The 15,867-nt window shown below is 60.3% G+C and carries 16 protein-coding genes, 1 pseudogene and 1 riboswitch; of the genes and pseudogenes, 6 read left to right on the top strand and 11 right to left on the bottom strand.

Annotation, left to right across the window (positions count from 1 at the left end; genetic code table 11):
* Positions 1–248: 248 nt before the first annotated feature.
* A riboswitch (cobalamin riboswitch) is annotated at positions 249–639 on the bottom strand.
* A gap of 164 nt (positions 640–803) precedes the next feature.
* Positions 804–2,594, top strand: coding sequence for a chloride channel protein (locus EV130_RS14910; RefSeq protein WP_074061570.1), 1,791 nt, complete (start codon positions 804–806; stop codon positions 2,592–2,594).
* Here EV130_RS14910 and EV130_RS14905 read toward each other — a convergent pair.
* Complete coding sequence (locus EV130_RS14905; protein ID WP_132660678.1) at positions 2,591–4,045, bottom strand: cobyric acid synthase; 1,455 nt, start codon at positions 4,043–4,045, stop codon at positions 2,591–2,593. The two genes, EV130_RS14910 and EV130_RS14905, sit on opposite strands and share 4 nt — an antisense overlap.
* A 573-nt stretch (positions 4,046–4,618) precedes the next feature.
* Between EV130_RS14905 and EV130_RS14900 the strand changes: the two genes are divergently transcribed.
* Both EV130_RS14900 and EV130_RS14895 read left to right on the top strand, forming a co-directional pair.
* Positions 4,619–5,614: a glycine betaine ABC transporter substrate-binding protein gene (locus EV130_RS14900; RefSeq protein ID WP_132660676.1), complete on the top strand. Its 996-nt coding sequence runs from the start codon at positions 4,619–4,621 to the stop codon at positions 5,612–5,614.
* Positions 5,615–5,707: 93 nt separating this feature from the next.
* Positions 5,708–6,066 (top strand): annotated as a pseudogene (locus tag EV130_RS14895) (hypothetical protein).
* Here the strand turns inward: EV130_RS14895 and EV130_RS14890 are convergent.
* Both EV130_RS14890 and EV130_RS14885 read right to left on the bottom strand, forming a co-directional pair.
* Positions 6,063–6,218, bottom strand: coding sequence for an entericidin domain-containing protein (locus tag EV130_RS14890; RefSeq protein WP_074063205.1), 156 nt, complete (start codon positions 6,216–6,218; stop codon positions 6,063–6,065). The pseudogene EV130_RS14895 and the gene EV130_RS14890 overlap by 4 nt on opposite strands.
* Before the next feature lie 104 nt (positions 6,219–6,322).
* Positions 6,323–7,264 (bottom strand): LysR family transcriptional regulator, encoded by a 942-nt coding sequence (locus tag EV130_RS14885; protein ID WP_196776273.1) that lies wholly within the window; start codon positions 7,262–7,264, stop codon positions 6,323–6,325.
* Positions 7,265–7,329: 65 nt separating this feature from the next.
* Between EV130_RS14885 and EV130_RS14880 the strand changes: the two genes are divergently transcribed.
* Entirely contained in the window at positions 7,330–7,605 is a 276-nt protein-coding gene (locus EV130_RS14880; RefSeq protein ID WP_132660674.1) for a hypothetical protein, read from the top strand.
* A gap of 162 nt (positions 7,606–7,767) precedes the next feature.
* On the opposite strand, the gene EV130_RS14875 is transcribed toward EV130_RS14880, so the two are convergent.
* Complete coding sequence (locus EV130_RS14875) at positions 7,768–8,667, bottom strand: universal stress protein (RefSeq protein ID WP_132550284.1); 900 nt, start codon at positions 8,665–8,667, stop codon at positions 7,768–7,770.
* A 191-nt stretch (positions 8,668–8,858) separates the two neighbouring features.
* On the opposite strand from EV130_RS14875, the gene EV130_RS14870 reads away from it, so the two are divergent.
* Positions 8,859–9,050 carry a hypothetical protein gene (locus tag EV130_RS14870; protein WP_132660672.1) on the top strand — a complete coding sequence of 64 codons (192 nt, stop codon included), beginning with the start codon at positions 8,859–8,861 and terminating at the stop codon, positions 9,048–9,050.
* A gap of 48 nt (positions 9,051–9,098) precedes the next feature.
* Complete coding sequence (locus EV130_RS14865) at positions 9,099–9,542, top strand: hypothetical protein (protein ID WP_074061576.1); 444 nt, start codon at positions 9,099–9,101, stop codon at positions 9,540–9,542.
* A 37-nt stretch (positions 9,543–9,579) separates the two neighbouring features.
* Here EV130_RS14865 and EV130_RS14860 read toward each other — a convergent pair whose 3' ends face one another.
* The 7 genes from EV130_RS14860 to pstC all read right to left on the bottom strand — a co-directional run bounded on the left by EV130_RS14860 (position 9,580) and on the right by pstC (position 15,818).
* Positions 9,580–9,768, bottom strand: coding sequence for a KTSC domain-containing protein (locus tag EV130_RS14860; protein ID WP_074061577.1), 189 nt, complete (start codon positions 9,766–9,768; stop codon positions 9,580–9,582).
* A gap of 385 nt (positions 9,769–10,153) precedes the next feature.
* Entirely contained in the window at positions 10,154–10,840 is a 687-nt protein-coding gene (locus EV130_RS14855; protein WP_074061578.1) for a winged helix-turn-helix domain-containing protein, read from the bottom strand.
* Positions 10,841–10,857: 17 nt separating this feature from the next.
* Complete coding sequence (phoB, locus tag EV130_RS14850) at positions 10,858–11,541, bottom strand: phosphate regulon transcriptional regulator PhoB (RefSeq protein WP_022714998.1); 684 nt, start codon at positions 11,539–11,541, stop codon at positions 10,858–10,860.
* 34 nt (positions 11,542–11,575) lie between these two features.
* Complete coding sequence (phoU, locus tag EV130_RS14845; protein ID WP_074061579.1) at positions 11,576–12,289, bottom strand: phosphate signaling complex protein PhoU; 714 nt, start codon at positions 12,287–12,289, stop codon at positions 11,576–11,578.
* A gap of 34 nt (positions 12,290–12,323) precedes the next feature.
* Positions 12,324–13,139 carry a phosphate ABC transporter ATP-binding protein PstB gene (pstB, locus tag EV130_RS14840; protein ID WP_074061580.1) on the bottom strand — a complete coding sequence of 272 codons (816 nt, stop codon included), beginning with the start codon at positions 13,137–13,139 and terminating at the stop codon, positions 12,324–12,326.
* 13 nt (positions 13,140–13,152) lie between these two features.
* Positions 13,153–14,439, bottom strand: a complete 1,287-nt coding sequence (pstA, locus tag EV130_RS14835; protein WP_074061581.1) for a phosphate ABC transporter permease PstA — start codon at positions 14,437–14,439, stop codon at positions 13,153–13,155.
* Positions 14,439–15,818 (bottom strand): phosphate ABC transporter permease subunit PstC, encoded by a 1,380-nt coding sequence (pstC, locus tag EV130_RS14830; RefSeq protein ID WP_074061582.1) that lies wholly within the window; start codon positions 15,816–15,818, stop codon positions 14,439–14,441. Before pstC ends, pstA begins: the two co-directional genes overlap by 1 nt.
* Positions 15,819–15,867: the final 49 nt, after the last annotated feature.

Here is a 15,867-nt window from a genome sequence, read left to right as displayed (position 1 = left end):
ATGGCACTGCGGAGGCATAGCGCAGCCAACCCTCGTTCCTGCGCCTGTCACAGGAGCTGAGCGCCTCCAGGTCCTTGGGCTCAGAAGATCCTTTCAACAGGACTGTTTGCGTTCCTGTGACGACAGGAGTGCGGAAAGTCGAAAGTGCCGCATCCCTCAAAGACGCCGCGAAATACGGCATGGAATTCCATCGTTGAGCCATGACAACCTCCGTGCTGGCAGCGGGGAACAATGCCCCAGAATGAGCTCTTCGCCCGGCACGCATGGCAGGTCTCCTGGCTCGCGGGTGTCGGCCGACAGGGCGACCACCTAAGGTCGCCCTGACCGCGCCAGCGGATCTGCCTCGCCTTCCCGGTTGCGATCTTGTGAAAAGGCGGACGATTCGTAGAAATGGAGGCGTCCTGCCCCGGCTGATCACAATGCATTTCCAGTGGCTTTTCCGGCGCCGCAGCCGCTTCACCTGCTCCGCAACATGCAAAACAGCCGTGACCCGACCCGACGCCGGATGGAAGACCCTGACCGCTCTACAGTCGCGGGGTCGGCTGTGATGAAGACGCCCGGCGTGGGTCCGTCCCTTCACATTCCCTTTTCATCCGGAACAGCATCTGCAGCCCCGGAACCATCCGTAAGAATATTCATCGTTAGGCAAGCCGCCTTCCGAAGTCAATTGTGCCCACTCAAATGAAACCCGCGGCAAACAGCTTCCAATTCTCGGTCCGTTTCGCGCCGGGCTTTCGCCACATTTCGGGAGCAAGCGCCCGTATAGCCCTTGACGCTGTTGGCCGCCATCTAGTTCTTTGCACATGCTCACGAAATCGAATTTCCCGCGCCTCTACCGGCTCTACCGCCTGCTCGACGCCGGGAGGCTCCGTGCGCTTGCCCGCCGCAGTGAAATGGGCATGGTCTTCGCCGGCATCGCCGTCGGCGTGACGTCGGGCCTGGCTGTCACCGGCATGAGCCTTGTCTCGCGCGAACTGCATCGCTTGATCTTCGGTATCAGCGACATCGAACGGCTGAGCTCATCGCAGACAAACGACAAATTCCTGCTCCTGATGGCGCCGGTCTGCGGCGGGGTTCTGCTCGGCCTTCTGTTTTTCATTCTCGCGCGAACCCGCAAGAAGCCTATGGTCGATCCCATCGAAGCCAACGCTTTGCATGGCGGACGGCTGTCGCTGACAGATAGCATCATCGTCGCCGTACAGAATCTGGTTTCGAACGGCTTCGGCGCCTCCGTCGGCTTGGAGGCCGGCTACGTTCAGCTCGCGGCGGGTATCGCCTCCAAACTCGGGCTGAAGCTTCAGCTCCGCCGTGCCGATCTGCGCGTCCTTGTCGGCTGCGGCGCGGCGGGAGCGATTGCCGCGGCCTTCAACGCACCACTGACAGGCGCGTTTTATGCATTCGAGCTCATCATCGGCACCTACACGATCGTTTCACTGACGCCGGTCGTCGTTTCCGCCCTCGTATCGACGCTCGTCGCGCGCCTGCTGGCGGGAAGCGATTTCATGATCGATGTCGGTGAATTCGGCACGGTGGTTCCGGCTGATTATATCCCTGCCCTGTTGCTTGGCGCCTTCTGCGCCGGCGTCGGCATCCTGATCATGCAGGGCGTGGCCTTCATCGAGGAGATGGCGCGTAAAAGTTCCGTTCCGACGCCGCTTCGCCCGGCGCTCGGCGGCATCGTCGTCGGCCTTCTGGCGATGATTACACCGCAGGTGCTTTCAGCGGGCCACGGCGCGCTGCATCTGAACCTTGGCCGTGATGTTGCCGTCCCGATCCTGGTCGGCCTTCTCCTACTGAAGTCCTTCGCATCGGCGATCTCCATCGGTTCCGGCTTCAGGGGCGGCCTCTTCTTCGCCTCGCTCTTCATGGGCGCGCTGCTCGGCAAGCTTTTCGCCTATTGTGCCCCCTATTTCGCCCATGCGACGCTGACGCCCGTGATCTATGCCGTGGTCGGCATGAGTTCGCTCGCCGTTGCGGTCATCGGAGGGCCGCTGACGATGACTTTCCTGGCGCTCGAAATAACCGGGGACTTTCCAATCACCGCGCTGGTACTTGCAGCCGTCATCACCTCGTCGCTCGTCGTTCGCAACACGTTCGGTTACTCTTTCGCGACATGGCGTTTCCATCTTCGTGGCGAAAGCATCCGCAGCGCCCATGATGTCGGCTGGATCCGCAATCTGACGGTCGACAAGCTGATGCGCTCGGACGTGAAAACGGCGAAGGCCAGCATCACGATTGAAGATTTCAAGAAGGCCTTCCCGATCGGATCGAGGCAGCGCGTCATCCTCGTCGACGACTCCGACAAATATGCCGGCATCGTGCTCGTTCCGGAAATCTACGCGAGCCCGGTCGACACCTACGACGAGGGCAAGGATCTGAAGGATTTCATTCGCTACCGGAACGACTTCCTGCAGCCACAGATGAACGCAAAGCAGGCGGCGGCGATCTTCGACAAGACGGAGAGCGAGGCCCTCGCCGTGCTCAACAATCTGATCGAGCGCCGCGTCGTCGGCCAGCTCAGCGAAAGCTATACGCTTCGCCGCTACAGTGAAGAGCTCGACCGCAGACGACGCGAGGTATCCGGCGAAATCTAGCCGAGGAGCCCCGCCACCCAGGCATTGTCGAGATGGGTCTCGAGTTCGTCGGCGACCTCGTCGAGCGCCTGGTCGACGATTTGACCGTAGCTCCGCCGTTGGCCGGATAGGCCAAAGCTTTCGAGAAGCTTGCCGCGATAGGCATCGCTGCCGAACAGGCCGTGCAGATAGGTGCCCATGATCCGGCCGCCAACAGATACCGCGCCATCGGCCACACCGTCGATCACCGCTGATGGCCTGGCACAGTCCGGCCCGGTCGTCACGCCCAGATGGATCTGGTAGCCGGCAAGGGGAACGCCGTGTTCGACCGAAACCGCCAGGCTGTTCCGCACGGTCTTTTCAGGCGCCATTTCGGTCTCGACATCCAGCAATCCGAGACCCGGTGTCGCATTGCTCGCCCCCTCGATGCCGAGCGGATCGCGAACCACGCGCCCGAGCATCTGATATCCGCCGCAGATGCCTATGACGCGCCCGCCGCGCCGGACGTGCGCCTCCAGGTCTCGGTCCCAGCCGGCAGCGCGCAGGTCACCGAGGTCGGCGATCGTCGATTTCGACCCGGGCAATATCACGAGCGCTGCATCGTCCGGTAGCCGGTCTCCCGGCTTCACGAAGACGAGCTCGACATCCGGCTCGGCACGCAGAGGATCGAGATCGTCGAAATTGGCGATCCGCGGCAGAACCGGTACGGCGATCTTCAACGCACCGGAAGCACCCCTGGCGAGGCGCTCCAGCACGGCCGAATCCTCCGCTGGCAAGCGCGCGGCAGCCTTCAGCCAGGGCACCACGCCGAAGCACGGCCATCCGGTGAAGCGATTGATGGCTGCCTTGCCGTCATCAAAGAGCGAAACATCGCCTCGGAACTTGTTGATGATATAGCCGGAAATCATCGCCCGGTCGTCGTCCGAAAGGATTGCGTGGGTGCCGGCAAGAGAGGCGATCACGCCGCCGCGGTCGATATCGCCGACGAGCACGACGGGCACCTTGGCGCGGGTGGCAAAGCCCATATTGGCAATATCGCCGGGACGTAGATTGATTTCGGCCGGCGAGCCTGCACCTTCGACGATGACGAGATCGGCGCCTTCCAACGTGATCGCAAAGCTCTCTAGCACTTGCTCAAGAAGCAGCGGTTTCAACATCTGGTAGTCTCGTGCCCTAGCCTGTCCAAAGACCTTGCCCTGCACGATGATCTGGCTGCCGTTTTCGGATTGAGGCTTAAGGAGAACCGGGTTCATGTGTATCGACGAGGGCGTGCGCGCCGCAAGCGACTGCAGCCACTGCGCCCGGCCGATCTCCCCGCCGTCATCGGAGACGGCCGCGTTGTTCGACATATTCTGTGGCTTGAAAGGCTTCACCTTGAGGCCGCGATTGGCCGCAAGTCGGCAAAGCCCGGCAACGAGCACCGTCTTGCCGACATCCGAGCCGGTTCCCTGCAACATGATCGCCTTGGTCATGCGATGAGGCCTACAACGCGGCATGATCCGCGGTCAATCGTCCGATTGAAATGCGAAAACCGCGCGGGCTGGCGGGCGCGCGCGGTTTGCCGAAAACTCTGGCGTATTCGCCAATACACGACGAAACTCGTATTCTCCGGGACGCACTACCTGATCCGGAGAAAGCGGCGGTTGTCCCCCGCCGTGGTTCAACTGATAGCGCGACATTCTTACCGGAGTGTTATTACGGACCTCAGCAATGGCGGATTTCGACTTTTTTCGACATTTTGCCGATTCCCGATCCGCATGCAGCCCATGATGGCAGCTCGGTACAGGCTATCGCTTGTGGATCAGTGGGGATATTAGCGCATTCAAATCAGCTGCTTAGCTCAATAATATTCGCTCATAATCGGATTTCAATTGCCGTGTCAAAGGCGTAGGCTGGAAGTGATGGAATGTTCCAGGCCGCGGTGGCGATGCAAAAATGGCTGAAACCTGAAATTGCGACGGCGAAATTGTCACATGCATCCATTGAACGAGCCGATGGGCAGTTTGTATTCTGCATGTCAGCATCAGAAACTGGGAAACGAGGGAATGAAGATCATCCTGGCTTGGCTGTTTATCGCGGTATGTCTCGTTACCGGCGCCCGCGCCGCGCGCGCTGATTGCGATAATGTTTCGATTGCGGAGATGAGTTGGGCCTCGGCGGCGATTGCCGCCAATATAGACCGCTTCGTCCTTAAAAACGGCTACGGATGCAACGTCACGATGGTAGCCGGTGATACGGTGCCCACTTTTGCTTCGATGGATCAGAAGGGCGAACCCGATATCGCACCCGAACTCTGGACCGCGTCAGTCAGGGTTCAATTCGATGCGGCTGTGAAGAGCGGGCGCCTGATCCAGGCCTCCGAGATTTTGTCGGATGGTGCAATCGAAGGCTGGTGGATTCCGAAATTCATCGCCGATGCAAATCCCGACATCCGCTCAGTGCAGGATGCGCTGAAACGGCCAGACCTCTTCCCCGCACCCAAAAATGCCTCCAAGGGCGCCGTTCACAATTGTCCGCCGGGCTGGAGCTGCCGGATTTCGACAGCCAATCTTTTCAGAGCCTTGGCCGGCGAGAAGGCCGGTTTCGAGCTGATTGACAGCGAAAGCCCGCAAAGCCTCGACGATTCGATCGCCGCAGCCTTCGACGCCAAGGTCGGCTGGCTCGGCTATTACTGGGCACCAACGGCGATCCTCGGCAAATATGACATGACACTGCTTAGTATGGGCGTCAGCCACGACAGGGCGGAATGGCTGGCCTGCACCGCGATCGAAGGCTGCGCGCGTCCGCAGCTTAACGCCTATCCCGTCTCCCAAGCCTTTACCGTCGTCACCAAGGCCTTTGCCGACCGTGCCGGTCCGGAACTCGCCTACTTTCGCTCCCGCACCTGGGACAACAACACTATAAACGACGTTCTGGCATGGCAGGACGAAAACCAAGAAAGCAGCGAGAACGCCGCACTGCATTTTCTGCGCAACTACCCCGAACTCTGGACACGGTGGATGACGGCTGACGTCGCGGAAAGGGTAAGGGCCGCACTTTGAGCAATTCCAGCCTCGCGAAGGCTATAGCTCCTAGGCTGACGGCATAGCTAGTCGAACGACTGCCGGACAATGGCAAGAACCTATGGATGACCGATGACGCCAGCCGCTTCCTTTCCCGATCGCGAGATCGTTGCCCACAAATTTGCAGGCGCTTGCGAAGCCGACAGGTCCTATCTTGCGCTGCTCATGGAAATGCAGCGCAAGACGACAACCTGATCGACGGCTTGCGTCGGTATCTGGATTTGGCGGCGGCTGGGCCTTTTCTCAATTCTCTGAAAATTGAAAATTGCGGAGTCTGGATTGGCGAAGCCGCTCCCAGGCGCCTTCAGATCCGTTTGACGGAAACGGCAAGATCCAGCCAGCATCCGGCCTATCTTGCATTCCGCGCCGGGCTTGACCGATCAGGCGGCCTGGAACGCGCCTACCCTGCCGCACGATCTGAAAAGATTTAGCGGCGTGCGGCGCGGTTGACCGAATGGCCGGCATCCTGCGTCGCGTTGACGGCGTTTGCCGTATCACGGCCCATGCCACGGATGGTATTGCCGCAGGAAGAAAGGGCCAGAAGCAGCATCAGTGCTGCGCCGACTTTGACCGTTGTCGCCATTTTGGAAATCCTCTTGTGCAAACGAAAATTACGCAGCCGAAGCAGCCAACGCCGCTCCGGCCGTTTAACGCGCTGAAATCCAATAAAGTTCCTCGCCGTCCAGATCAAGCGGCGGCGGCCTTTGCCTTTTCCGCGAAGGCAAAGCGGATGCTGTCGGCGACGGCCTCCATAGGCCCGGAGAGCTGCGAGGCCGTCAACAGCCGGATGTCGAACGAGCCGAGTTCAGGCAGGCCTTCCTGGGCACCAAGCATCACCATCCCGTCGGCCACATAGGAGCGCGGCAGCGGCGCGATCGCAAGGTCGGAAAGCACAGCGGCGCGCTGCGCCATCGTATGGCCGCTGAGATAGGCAACGCGGTAGGGCCGCTTGTTACGCTCAAGCTGCGCCAGCGCCTCCTGGCGCCAGATGCAGCCATCCTCCCAGATCGAGATCGGCAGGGGATCGCGCCTGTGGGCAGTACCGCATTTGGCGCCTGCCCAAACAAGGCGTTCTCGAAACACGATCTCTCCGCCGGTCGGAAACGGCCGCGTGGCGCAATTGATCAGTGCCAGATCCAGCCTCTGCTCTTCCATACGCTTCTTGAGGCCGATGCTCATGTCGATCGTCACGTCGACCATGATGCCCGGGTAGCTCTCCGCAAAGCTCTTCAGGATACTTGGCAGCAGCCGTTCGCCGATATCCTCCGGCGCGCCGAGCCGCACGACGCCGCTGAGTTCCGGCATGATGAAGCGGGAAACCGCCTCGTTGGAAAGCGCCAAGATATTGCGGGCGTAGGTCAGCAGGAGCTCACCGTGCTGCGTCAGCGTCACCGATCGCGCATCACGCATGAACAGCGTCGCGCCGAGCTGTTCCTCGAGCTTCTTGATCTGCATGGAAACCGCCGAAGGAGTGCGGAAAACTGCTTCGGCTGCGGTCGAAAAATTGCCTGTTTCCGCAATGGCGACAAAGGTTCTTAGAACATCATTGTCGAGCAAGGGGATCGGGCGGCGAAAGGGCACAGTCATCGTCGCATCTTTCAATTTTTCTGATGTTAAGCACCATATCATTTCGTTTGTTTGAATGTCAACGCAAAGCTATTTTAGCACCATGGCGATAAACGAAGGAGGCCATGATGACCGAGACTGCACATAGCATTTTGGACATCTTCTTTACGTTCAGGGCAAGGCAACTGCAGCGCACCGCCTGGGAGAACACTATGCGGCAGATGACCGCGTTGCCCAGCCACCTGATCGCCGATGTCGCGCCACTTGCGCTCGACAACAGCCGAGAATGGTTCACCCATCCATCTGCTTCTCCACGAAGTTCTGCACGTAAAGCGTTACAGACGCTGCACGAAATGCGCTTCACGCCGGGCTTGTCGGCAGCTGACCCTCAACGAAAACTGTAATCGACTCGCAGGACCCGCACCGAACTATTGAGGCCGCCAGACTTCCTCCTTTGCAACCAGGAGGACCATCGCAGATGTGGGCAAACGTGTCATCGAACCGGATGGGAGTACCGATCTGGAACGACTTTTCTTGGCGCGGGCGAGGTCAGGCCAACGCCGTCGCTAATGCTTCATCATCAATGGAAGCGGCGAATGCGACAGCAGGTAGTGAGTGACACGACCGAGCAGCAGTTCCAGGAAGTAGCCATGCTTGAAAGCGCCGATCAAAAGGCACGTCGCATTCGCCGATTTGGCGAAATCGAGGATCGTTTCCCCGACGGACAGCCCTGCCGAGTTGATTGCGACGACGTCGCCGTCAAGGCCCAGCTGATCAAGCAACTCTCTTGCCGTTGACTGGTAGCTTCCGTCCGGTTCGTCGTTGACGCACAGAACCGTCACGCGATCGGCCGCAGCCAGCCAGCGTCTGGCCGCGGCGACGGCTCCCCGCGCATGACCATGCGGTTTCCAGCCGATCACCACATGCCCCAGCAGATTGCCGGCATGGGTACCGGCAGGTGGTGCCAACACCAGCTTGCGCTCATGGAAAACGAGATCGTGAAAAGCGTCGCGGGCATCCATATTGCCATGACAAGGAGCGACGACCAACGCCGTCTCACGGACTTTGGCGCTCACGCAACGAGCAACTTCGCCGCGGCAATCATCGAGAAGGAGCCGTTCTCGGCCGGGCTTGCACTGCTTCCAATCCTCGAAGGCTCGGGCGACCCGTTCGAACCGCTCATGCGGCGAGCCTTCGGTCAGGTCCCGCAGCATCTGCAGATCGATCTCCTCGGGCGCGGCGATCATCCGTTCCGGATCGGCGCCGACATGGGCCACGGACATGGTGCCATGGATGGCACGGGCGGCGTCTTCGGCGACGTCAAGGCAAGGTTGCGCAGTTGCCGGATCGGGCAGCAGGGCGAGAACGTCGGCATGGTCGGTCCCTTCCCGCACAAGATCGGCGAAGATGACACCGGCTTCTGCCGAAGTCGGGTTCGGCGGGTCGTTCGCGGGCGCATTGTTCATACCGGGCCTCCTTTCGCGATGCTCCCACATCGCTCCCGGTCCATCACGTTTAAGATTTTACTCCTGCGTCCGATGGCTGGCTAGCAAACGCCGCACAGGCTGCGCCGCTTCCACGGCAAACGGGCGATTGCGTGGTAGGGTTTATGCGCCGGCCAGTACCAAGGGCTTCGCCATCATGGCCTGCGACCCAGATGGATCGACGGGTTCTGGGAAAAGCCCCTGCCGCCATGGTCGGATTCTTCGTCCGTGCCAACAACTCGATCGAGGTCACCTACCAGCGCTCGTTCTACGAAAAACGCGCCGCGCTGCTCCACGGCGGCAATCTCGACGTGGAGCCGATGGTGGCGAAGCCGCGCCCTGGCACCGCTTGCGGCATCCTTTGAACAATCAGCCAATTTCCGCGTTCATTTGAAGGGGCAAAGGAGCTCTTGATGTCGTACGGATCGCTGAGTGCTTTTGGTGACACCTGGTGCCGGTACAGGCCGGACACCGAGACCCTCGAGGCCGCTCATGACCTGGTGGACCGGTACCTTGCGTTCGCCGAGGAAGCGCAAGTGGGAAATGACATCATCGACGAGATCGAGCTGCCCGTCCCGAAGCCTATGCTGATCAAGTCGTTTGGCCTCGTCATCGCTGCCGAGCACCGTCCGCAGATAAGAGCTCTGCTGATCAGAGCGGGCATGACGCTGGCCCAGTACCGCGCCGACCTCGGACCACGGATGCGGTTAAAGCCCACGACGCCGCACGGCAGGCTACGGGCAGCCCGATCGCGGGAATTCGAGCGCCGTCTTCAGAAGAAGCTCGTGGCGGTCGCTGAAGAACGGATCAGCCTTGGCGCGTTTTATCGACGCGCCTTTATCGAGGCCATGCATTGACGCCAGATGAGGTCACACCTTGCCTTGACCGCGACGATCAGATCGCCGCCTGCATCAGGTAGAGGGATCGTTCCGGAGGAAGCTGCGCAACCATTTTCATCATGATCTTGGGATCGACATGGTGAACGGATCGCACTTGGCCGTCCCGGTAGATGATCGTCAAGACGCGCGTCTCTTCGTCATAATCGAGTTGGGCGATCGTTTTCGTGTACACCAGGAACCGCATGCCGTTAAACCTCACTGGTCAATGGAACATCACCAAGGTGATGGTGCCGACCATGACCCAACCGGAAACGATAATGAGGGACATTCTCAACAACGCCGTCTTGATCGTCATGGAATACTCCAAATCGCTTCAACCAAACTAGCTGTACTTTGGGACGAGTGTAGGCCGATCGGACCGAGCCTCATCCCGGTTGGATTGTATGTCTGACGCCTTTGGGCAAGTATGGGAGCCGAAGGCGGACTGGAATCACCTCCAGCGCGACTAAACACACACCAATATAGGCGGTCGCGTGAAATCGACGTGACACACGTGTTGCGAGAACATCTATATCGCGCCTCACAATCTCTGCACACAGTGGCGGGATCGGGTCGGACCCCGATACCGGTCAGAAGTCGCGAAGTGCGTAGCCGGCGCCGCGCACCGTCCGGATCACCTTGTCGGCCTTGCCGAGACTGATGCCCTTCCGAAGGCGTCCGATGTGTACGTCGACAGCGCGTTCATCGACACTGGCATCGCTGCCCCACAGCGATGCCCTCAATTCCGATCGGGAGTGGACGCGACCGGGGGACTTCATCAGAAACTCGAGTAGCCTGAACTCGGTGGGTCCGAGCTTGACTTCCTTTTTCTGCCTGTGGACCCGGCGGGCGTTCTTATCGAGCGTCAGATCCCCGACTTTCAGCGTGCTCTCCAGTAACGCTGGATTGAGACGTCGCAGAAGGTTCCGCAATCGGATGAGGAGTTCGACGGGGGAAACTGCCTTTATGAGGCAGTCGTCGGCTCCGGCCGAAAGGACTGCCAACCGGTCCTGTTCGAGGGGCGAGTCCAGAAGCACCACGATCGGAAGGCGGGCGGTCGCTCCGGTTGTCCTGAACTGGCGGCATGTCGAGATCGCCATCGAGCCAGGAGCCGGCGCACCGAATATCACCGCATCAGGCAGCCGCAACGCCACAAGCTCGACGAGCGATGCATGGGGGGGAAGACAGTTCACCGAATATCCTTCTGTCTCCAGAGCGTTCTTCAGCGTGGTGAGCAGATCTTCGTCCTGCTCGACAACAAGTATCCGCACCGACATCCTCTCCGGCCTCCCTGCTACGCTTCCATCGAATATCCCGCGCCGCGGACCGTGCGGATGACGTCCTGCATGTTGGAGAAATTCAGTGCCTTGCGAAGGCGACCGACATGAACGTCGACGGTGCGCTCGTCGACATAAATGTCGTGGCCCCAGACACCATCCAGAAGCTGCGAACGCGAGAAGACGCGTCCGGGCGATGACATCAGGAACTCCAGGAGGCGGAATTCGGTCGGACCAAGGCGGACTTCGCGACTCTTGCGGTGGACGCGATGCGTTTCGCGGTCGAGTTCGATATCCCCGCATTTCAGCACCGTGGAGAGCACCTCAGGCTTGGCGCGGCGCAGCATCGCCTTTACGCGGGCAACCAGCTCTGGCGTGGAGAACGGCTTGACGACATAGTCGTCGGCCCCGGTGGAAAGGCCGCGCACGCGCTCGCTTTCCTCGCCGCGCGCCGTCAGCATGATGATCGGCAGACGCTCCGTTTCTGGGCGCATGCGCAGGCGGCGGCAAAGCTCGATACCAGAGACGCCGGGCAGCATCCAGTCGAGGATCAGGATATCCGGCGTGCGCTCCTGAAGCCTGATTTCGGCCTCGTCGCCGCGCAGGATGGTGTCCACCTCGAAACCTTCGGCCTCGAGGTTATAGCGAAGAAGCACGCTCAGTGCTTCTTCGTCTTCAACGACTGCAACTCTCGGGATCATGCGGTTCTGTCTCCTGAAGGCGGGTTCGCAACAGTCATTGCGTGACCGCGCCGACGGTGTTGGCAGTGTCGTCCTTCGGACGTTCGCCTTCCGGCTGTGCGCCGGTCGCCATGTAATAGATCGTTTCGGCAATGTTGGTTGCGTGATCGCCGATGCGCTCGATGTTCTTGGCGCAGAAGAGAAGATGCGTGCAACTGGTGATGTTGCGCGGATCTTCCATCATGTAGGTCAGCAGCTCGCGGAACAGCGAGGTGTACATGGCGTCGATTTCCTCGTCTCGCTCGCGGATCGACTTCGCCTTGTCGGCTGAACGCGAGGCATAGACGTCGAGTACTTCCTTGAGCTGTACCAGCGCCAGTTCGGAAAGATGCTCGAGACCGCGGGCGAGCTTGCGCGGAACGCCGGTGCTCTGCACGGCAATGACACGCTTGGCAGTGTTCTTGCCGAGATCGCCGACGCGTTCGAGATCGGCCGCGATGCGGATCGAGCCCATGATCTCGCGAAGGTCGGAGGCCACCGGCTGGCGGCGGGCAATCGTGACGATCGCCTTGTCGCCAATCTCGCGCTCGGCGTGATCCATGATAACATCGTCGGAGATGACCTTCTGGGCCAAGCCAGCGTCACCGTTGACAAGCGCGCGGACGGCGTCCGACACCATCTGCTCGGCAAGCCCGCCCATTTCCGAGATGCGGCGGGACAAATACTTCAGATCCTCGTCATAGGCAGAAAAAATATGGGTCGATGCCATGGGGATTGTCCTTGAATAGCCTGAACGCCGCAGATCAGCCGAAGCGGCCCATGATGTAGTCCTGGGTGCGCGGGTCGTCCGGATTGGTGAACATCTTGTCGGTGTCGTTCTCCTCGACGAGATTGCCGAGGTGGAACATGGCGGTGCGCTGCGAAACGCGGGCCGCCTGCTGCATCGAATGCGTCACGATGACAATGCTGTAGTTCTCGCGAAGCTCGTGGATCAGTTCCTCGACCTTGGCGGTCGCAATAGGATCAAGCGCCGAGCATGGTTCGTCCATCAGGATGACTTCCGGGCTGACGGCGACGGCTCGTGCGATGCACAAGCGCTGCTGCTGGCCTCCCGACAGACCGGTGCCGGATTCCTGCAGGCGGTCTTTGACTTCGTTCCAGAGACCGGCCTTGTGGAGGCTGCTTTCGACGATCTGATCCAGGTCAGCCTTCGACCTGGCAATACCGTGGATGCGCGGTCCGTAAGAAACGTTCTCGTAGATAGACTTCGGGAACGGGTTCGGTTTCTGGAAGACCATGCCGACGCGAGCGCGCAGTTCCACAACGTCAATGTCCGGATCGTAGATATCCGCGTCGTCCAGCTTGATTTCGCCCGTGACGCGGCAATTGTCGATCGTGTCGTTCATGCGGTTCAAGCAGCGCAGGAAGGTGGACTTGCCGCAGCCCGACGGGCCGATGAGTGCGGTAACGGTATTTTCGCGGACGTTCAGGTTCACGTCGAATAGCGCACGCTTCTCGCCGTAGTAAACCGACACCGTCTTGCCGACCATCTTGTAGGCGGTCGCGTTCATTTTCTGCTCCAGAGCCTTCTCAACTGCTGTTTCGGTCAACATGTTCATAATCCTTACTCCGTTACCAGCGGCGCTCAAAGCGCTGCCTGAGGAAGATGGCGATCGCGTTCATCAATATGAGGAACCCCAAAAGCACGAGAATTGCGGCGGAGGTTCTCGATACGAAGCCGCGTTCCGGGCTGTCCGCCCAGATGTAGATCTGGCTCGGAAGCGCCGTCGACGCCGCGAATATCCCGTCCGGAGGGCTCGTGATGAAGGCGTTCATGCCGATGAGCAGCAGCGGCGCGGTTTCTCCAAGAGCTCGCGCGAGCGAGATGATCGCTCCCGTCATGACGGTCGGCATGGCGAGCGACAGCACGTGGTGGAAGATCATCTCGTGTTTGGAGGCGCCGACCCCCAGGGCCGCCTCTCGGATCGAGGAAGGCACCGCCTTCAGCGACACGCGTGTAACAATAATGAGCGTCGGCAGCGTCATCAGCGAGAGGACGAGGCCGCCGACGAGCGGAGACGACCGCGGCAGGCCGAAACCGTTCAAGAACACGGCGAGCCCGAGGAGACCGAACACCACCGACGGGACCGCCGCAAGATTGTTGATGTTGATTTCGATGAGATCGGTGAAACGGTTCTTGGGAGCGAACTCTTCCAGGTAGATCGCCGCCGCAATGCCGATCGGGAAGCTGATGGCGAAGCAGACGAGCAGCGACCAGAACGATCCGGAAATCGCGCCAGCCAAGCCAGCCAGTTCCGGGAAGCGGCTGTCGGCATTGAGGAAAAGCGCCCAATTGAACGGACTGGAGATTACGCCCTTGGATACGAGCTGGTCGATCATGCCGATCTGCTCGTCGCTGATGCGCCGCTGGCTCTCTGGCGTATCCCGGCTGATCTCGCCTTTGACGAACTGGTCGGCCGGATCGGACATCGGGATGACGAAGCTGCTCGGTGCCTTGAGGCGTGCTGGATCCTTAATGACTGCATCGCGAACGAGGAACGGTGCCGAGGATGTGAAGAGGTCGAAGAAGGCCTTCTCCTGCCTGCGTGGCAGGTCCCCAATCTGGTTGCGCAGTGCCTCGCGCACGGCGCCGCGCCAGTCGGCCTTCATCATATCACTTGTATCGAGCTCAGCTTTGCTGAGGTCGATGTTTATGGTGGCCACCGTCTGGGTGAACGCCTTGTACCCGGTGAGCGTCAGAGAACCGATGAGGAAAGCGAGGAAGCCGAGCGCGAAAATGATTGCGATCATGCCATAAGCCTGGAGACGCCGCTCAGCGGCATAGCGTGCCTTCCGGCGTGCCTTCATGTCATCCGAATGCCAGTTCACACGCGTTCCGGCGACTGCGGTCGTGGACATCAATATTTCTCCCGGTACTTGCGCACGGTGCGCAGCGCGATGAGGTTCAGGCCGAGTGTGACGAGGAAGAGTACAAGGCCGAGTGCAAAAGCCGCCAGCGTCTTCGGGTTGTCGAACTCGGAGTCGCCGATGAGAAGGGTGACGATCTGGACGGTCACGGTGGTGACCGCATCGAAGGGGTTGAGTGTGATCTTCGCGATTAGGCCGGCTGCCATGACGACGATCATCGTTTCGCCGACCGCACGGCTAAGGGCCAGAAGGACGCCGCCGATAATGCCAGGCAAAGCGGCCGGCAGCAGGACCTTGCGGATAGTCTCGCCCTTGGTTGCTCCCAGGGCCAGCGAGCCGTCGCGCATGGCACGCGGCACCGCCGCAAAGGCGTCGTCCGAAAGCGAGGAAATGAACGGAATAATCATCACGCCCATGACAAGGCCGGTGGCAAGCGCGCTGTTCGGCGACGAGGCTATCCCCACGGAAGCGCCCAGGGCCCTAATAGCAGGGGCGACCGTCAGCACGGCGAAGAAGCCGTAGACGACCGTCGGAACTCCCGCGAGAATTTCAAGAAGCGGCTTCACAACGGCACGGAACCGCGGATGCGCATACTCGGTCAGATAGATGGCGGAGAGTATCCCCGTCGGAACCGCAACCAGCATAGCGATCGCCGAGATGACGAACGTGCCGAACAGGACCGGAAGAACGCCGAACGCGCCTTGCCCGGCCACCTGGTCTGCGCGGATGGCGATCTGAGGCTCCCAACGCAGGCCGAAGAGAAATTCGGTGACCGGAACCCTTGCAAAGAAGTGGAGCGCTTCGAATACGAGCGAGCCGACGATGCCCACTGTGATGATGATGGCAACCAGGGAGGAGAACATCATGAAACCCGTGACCGCAGTCTCGACACTGTGGCGGGCGCGATACCTTGGGCTGATCACCTTCATCCCGAGAAATGCACCCACCGCGACGATGCAGAAGCCAATCGCCATCATCAGATAGGTGGAGTAGGTCTGGAGCGACCGAAGATGTTCGGCTGCAGCAGCCACTTCAGGCGTTGGCTGGCGGAAGAGGTTTCCGGCCGCAACCTGGCGGATTTCGCCGATGAGCAGCGATAGTGCAGCACTGTCCATGCCTTCGGAGCCAGGATATGAGGCGAGCACAAGCTGGTTCACGACGCTGGACTGGAAGGCAAGCCAGAGAAGAAGAAAGATGGAAGCGGGAACAGCGGTCCAGATCGCAGCGTTGAGACCGTGGTAAATCGGCCGGGAATGCGCCTTGATGCGGCTCGTTCCTGCCGTTGTCGATACGGCGAGGGCGCGCAAGCCTCCGAAGTAGGCCGCGACCACGGCTGCGGCAACCAATACGAGGAAGAGATAACCGAACATGTTGCCCCCATATAAGAAGAAGCCGCCCGCGGGCTGCGCAGGCGGCCGG

Origin of the sequence: Rhizobium azibense (assembly GCF_004342325.1) — a bacterium.
In the GTDB taxonomy this organism is placed as follows: Bacteria; Pseudomonadota; Alphaproteobacteria; order Rhizobiales; family Rhizobiaceae; genus Rhizobium; species Rhizobium etli_B.
Note: the sequence above shows the minus strand (reverse complement) of the source record. Positions and strands in the feature narration are given on the sequence as shown.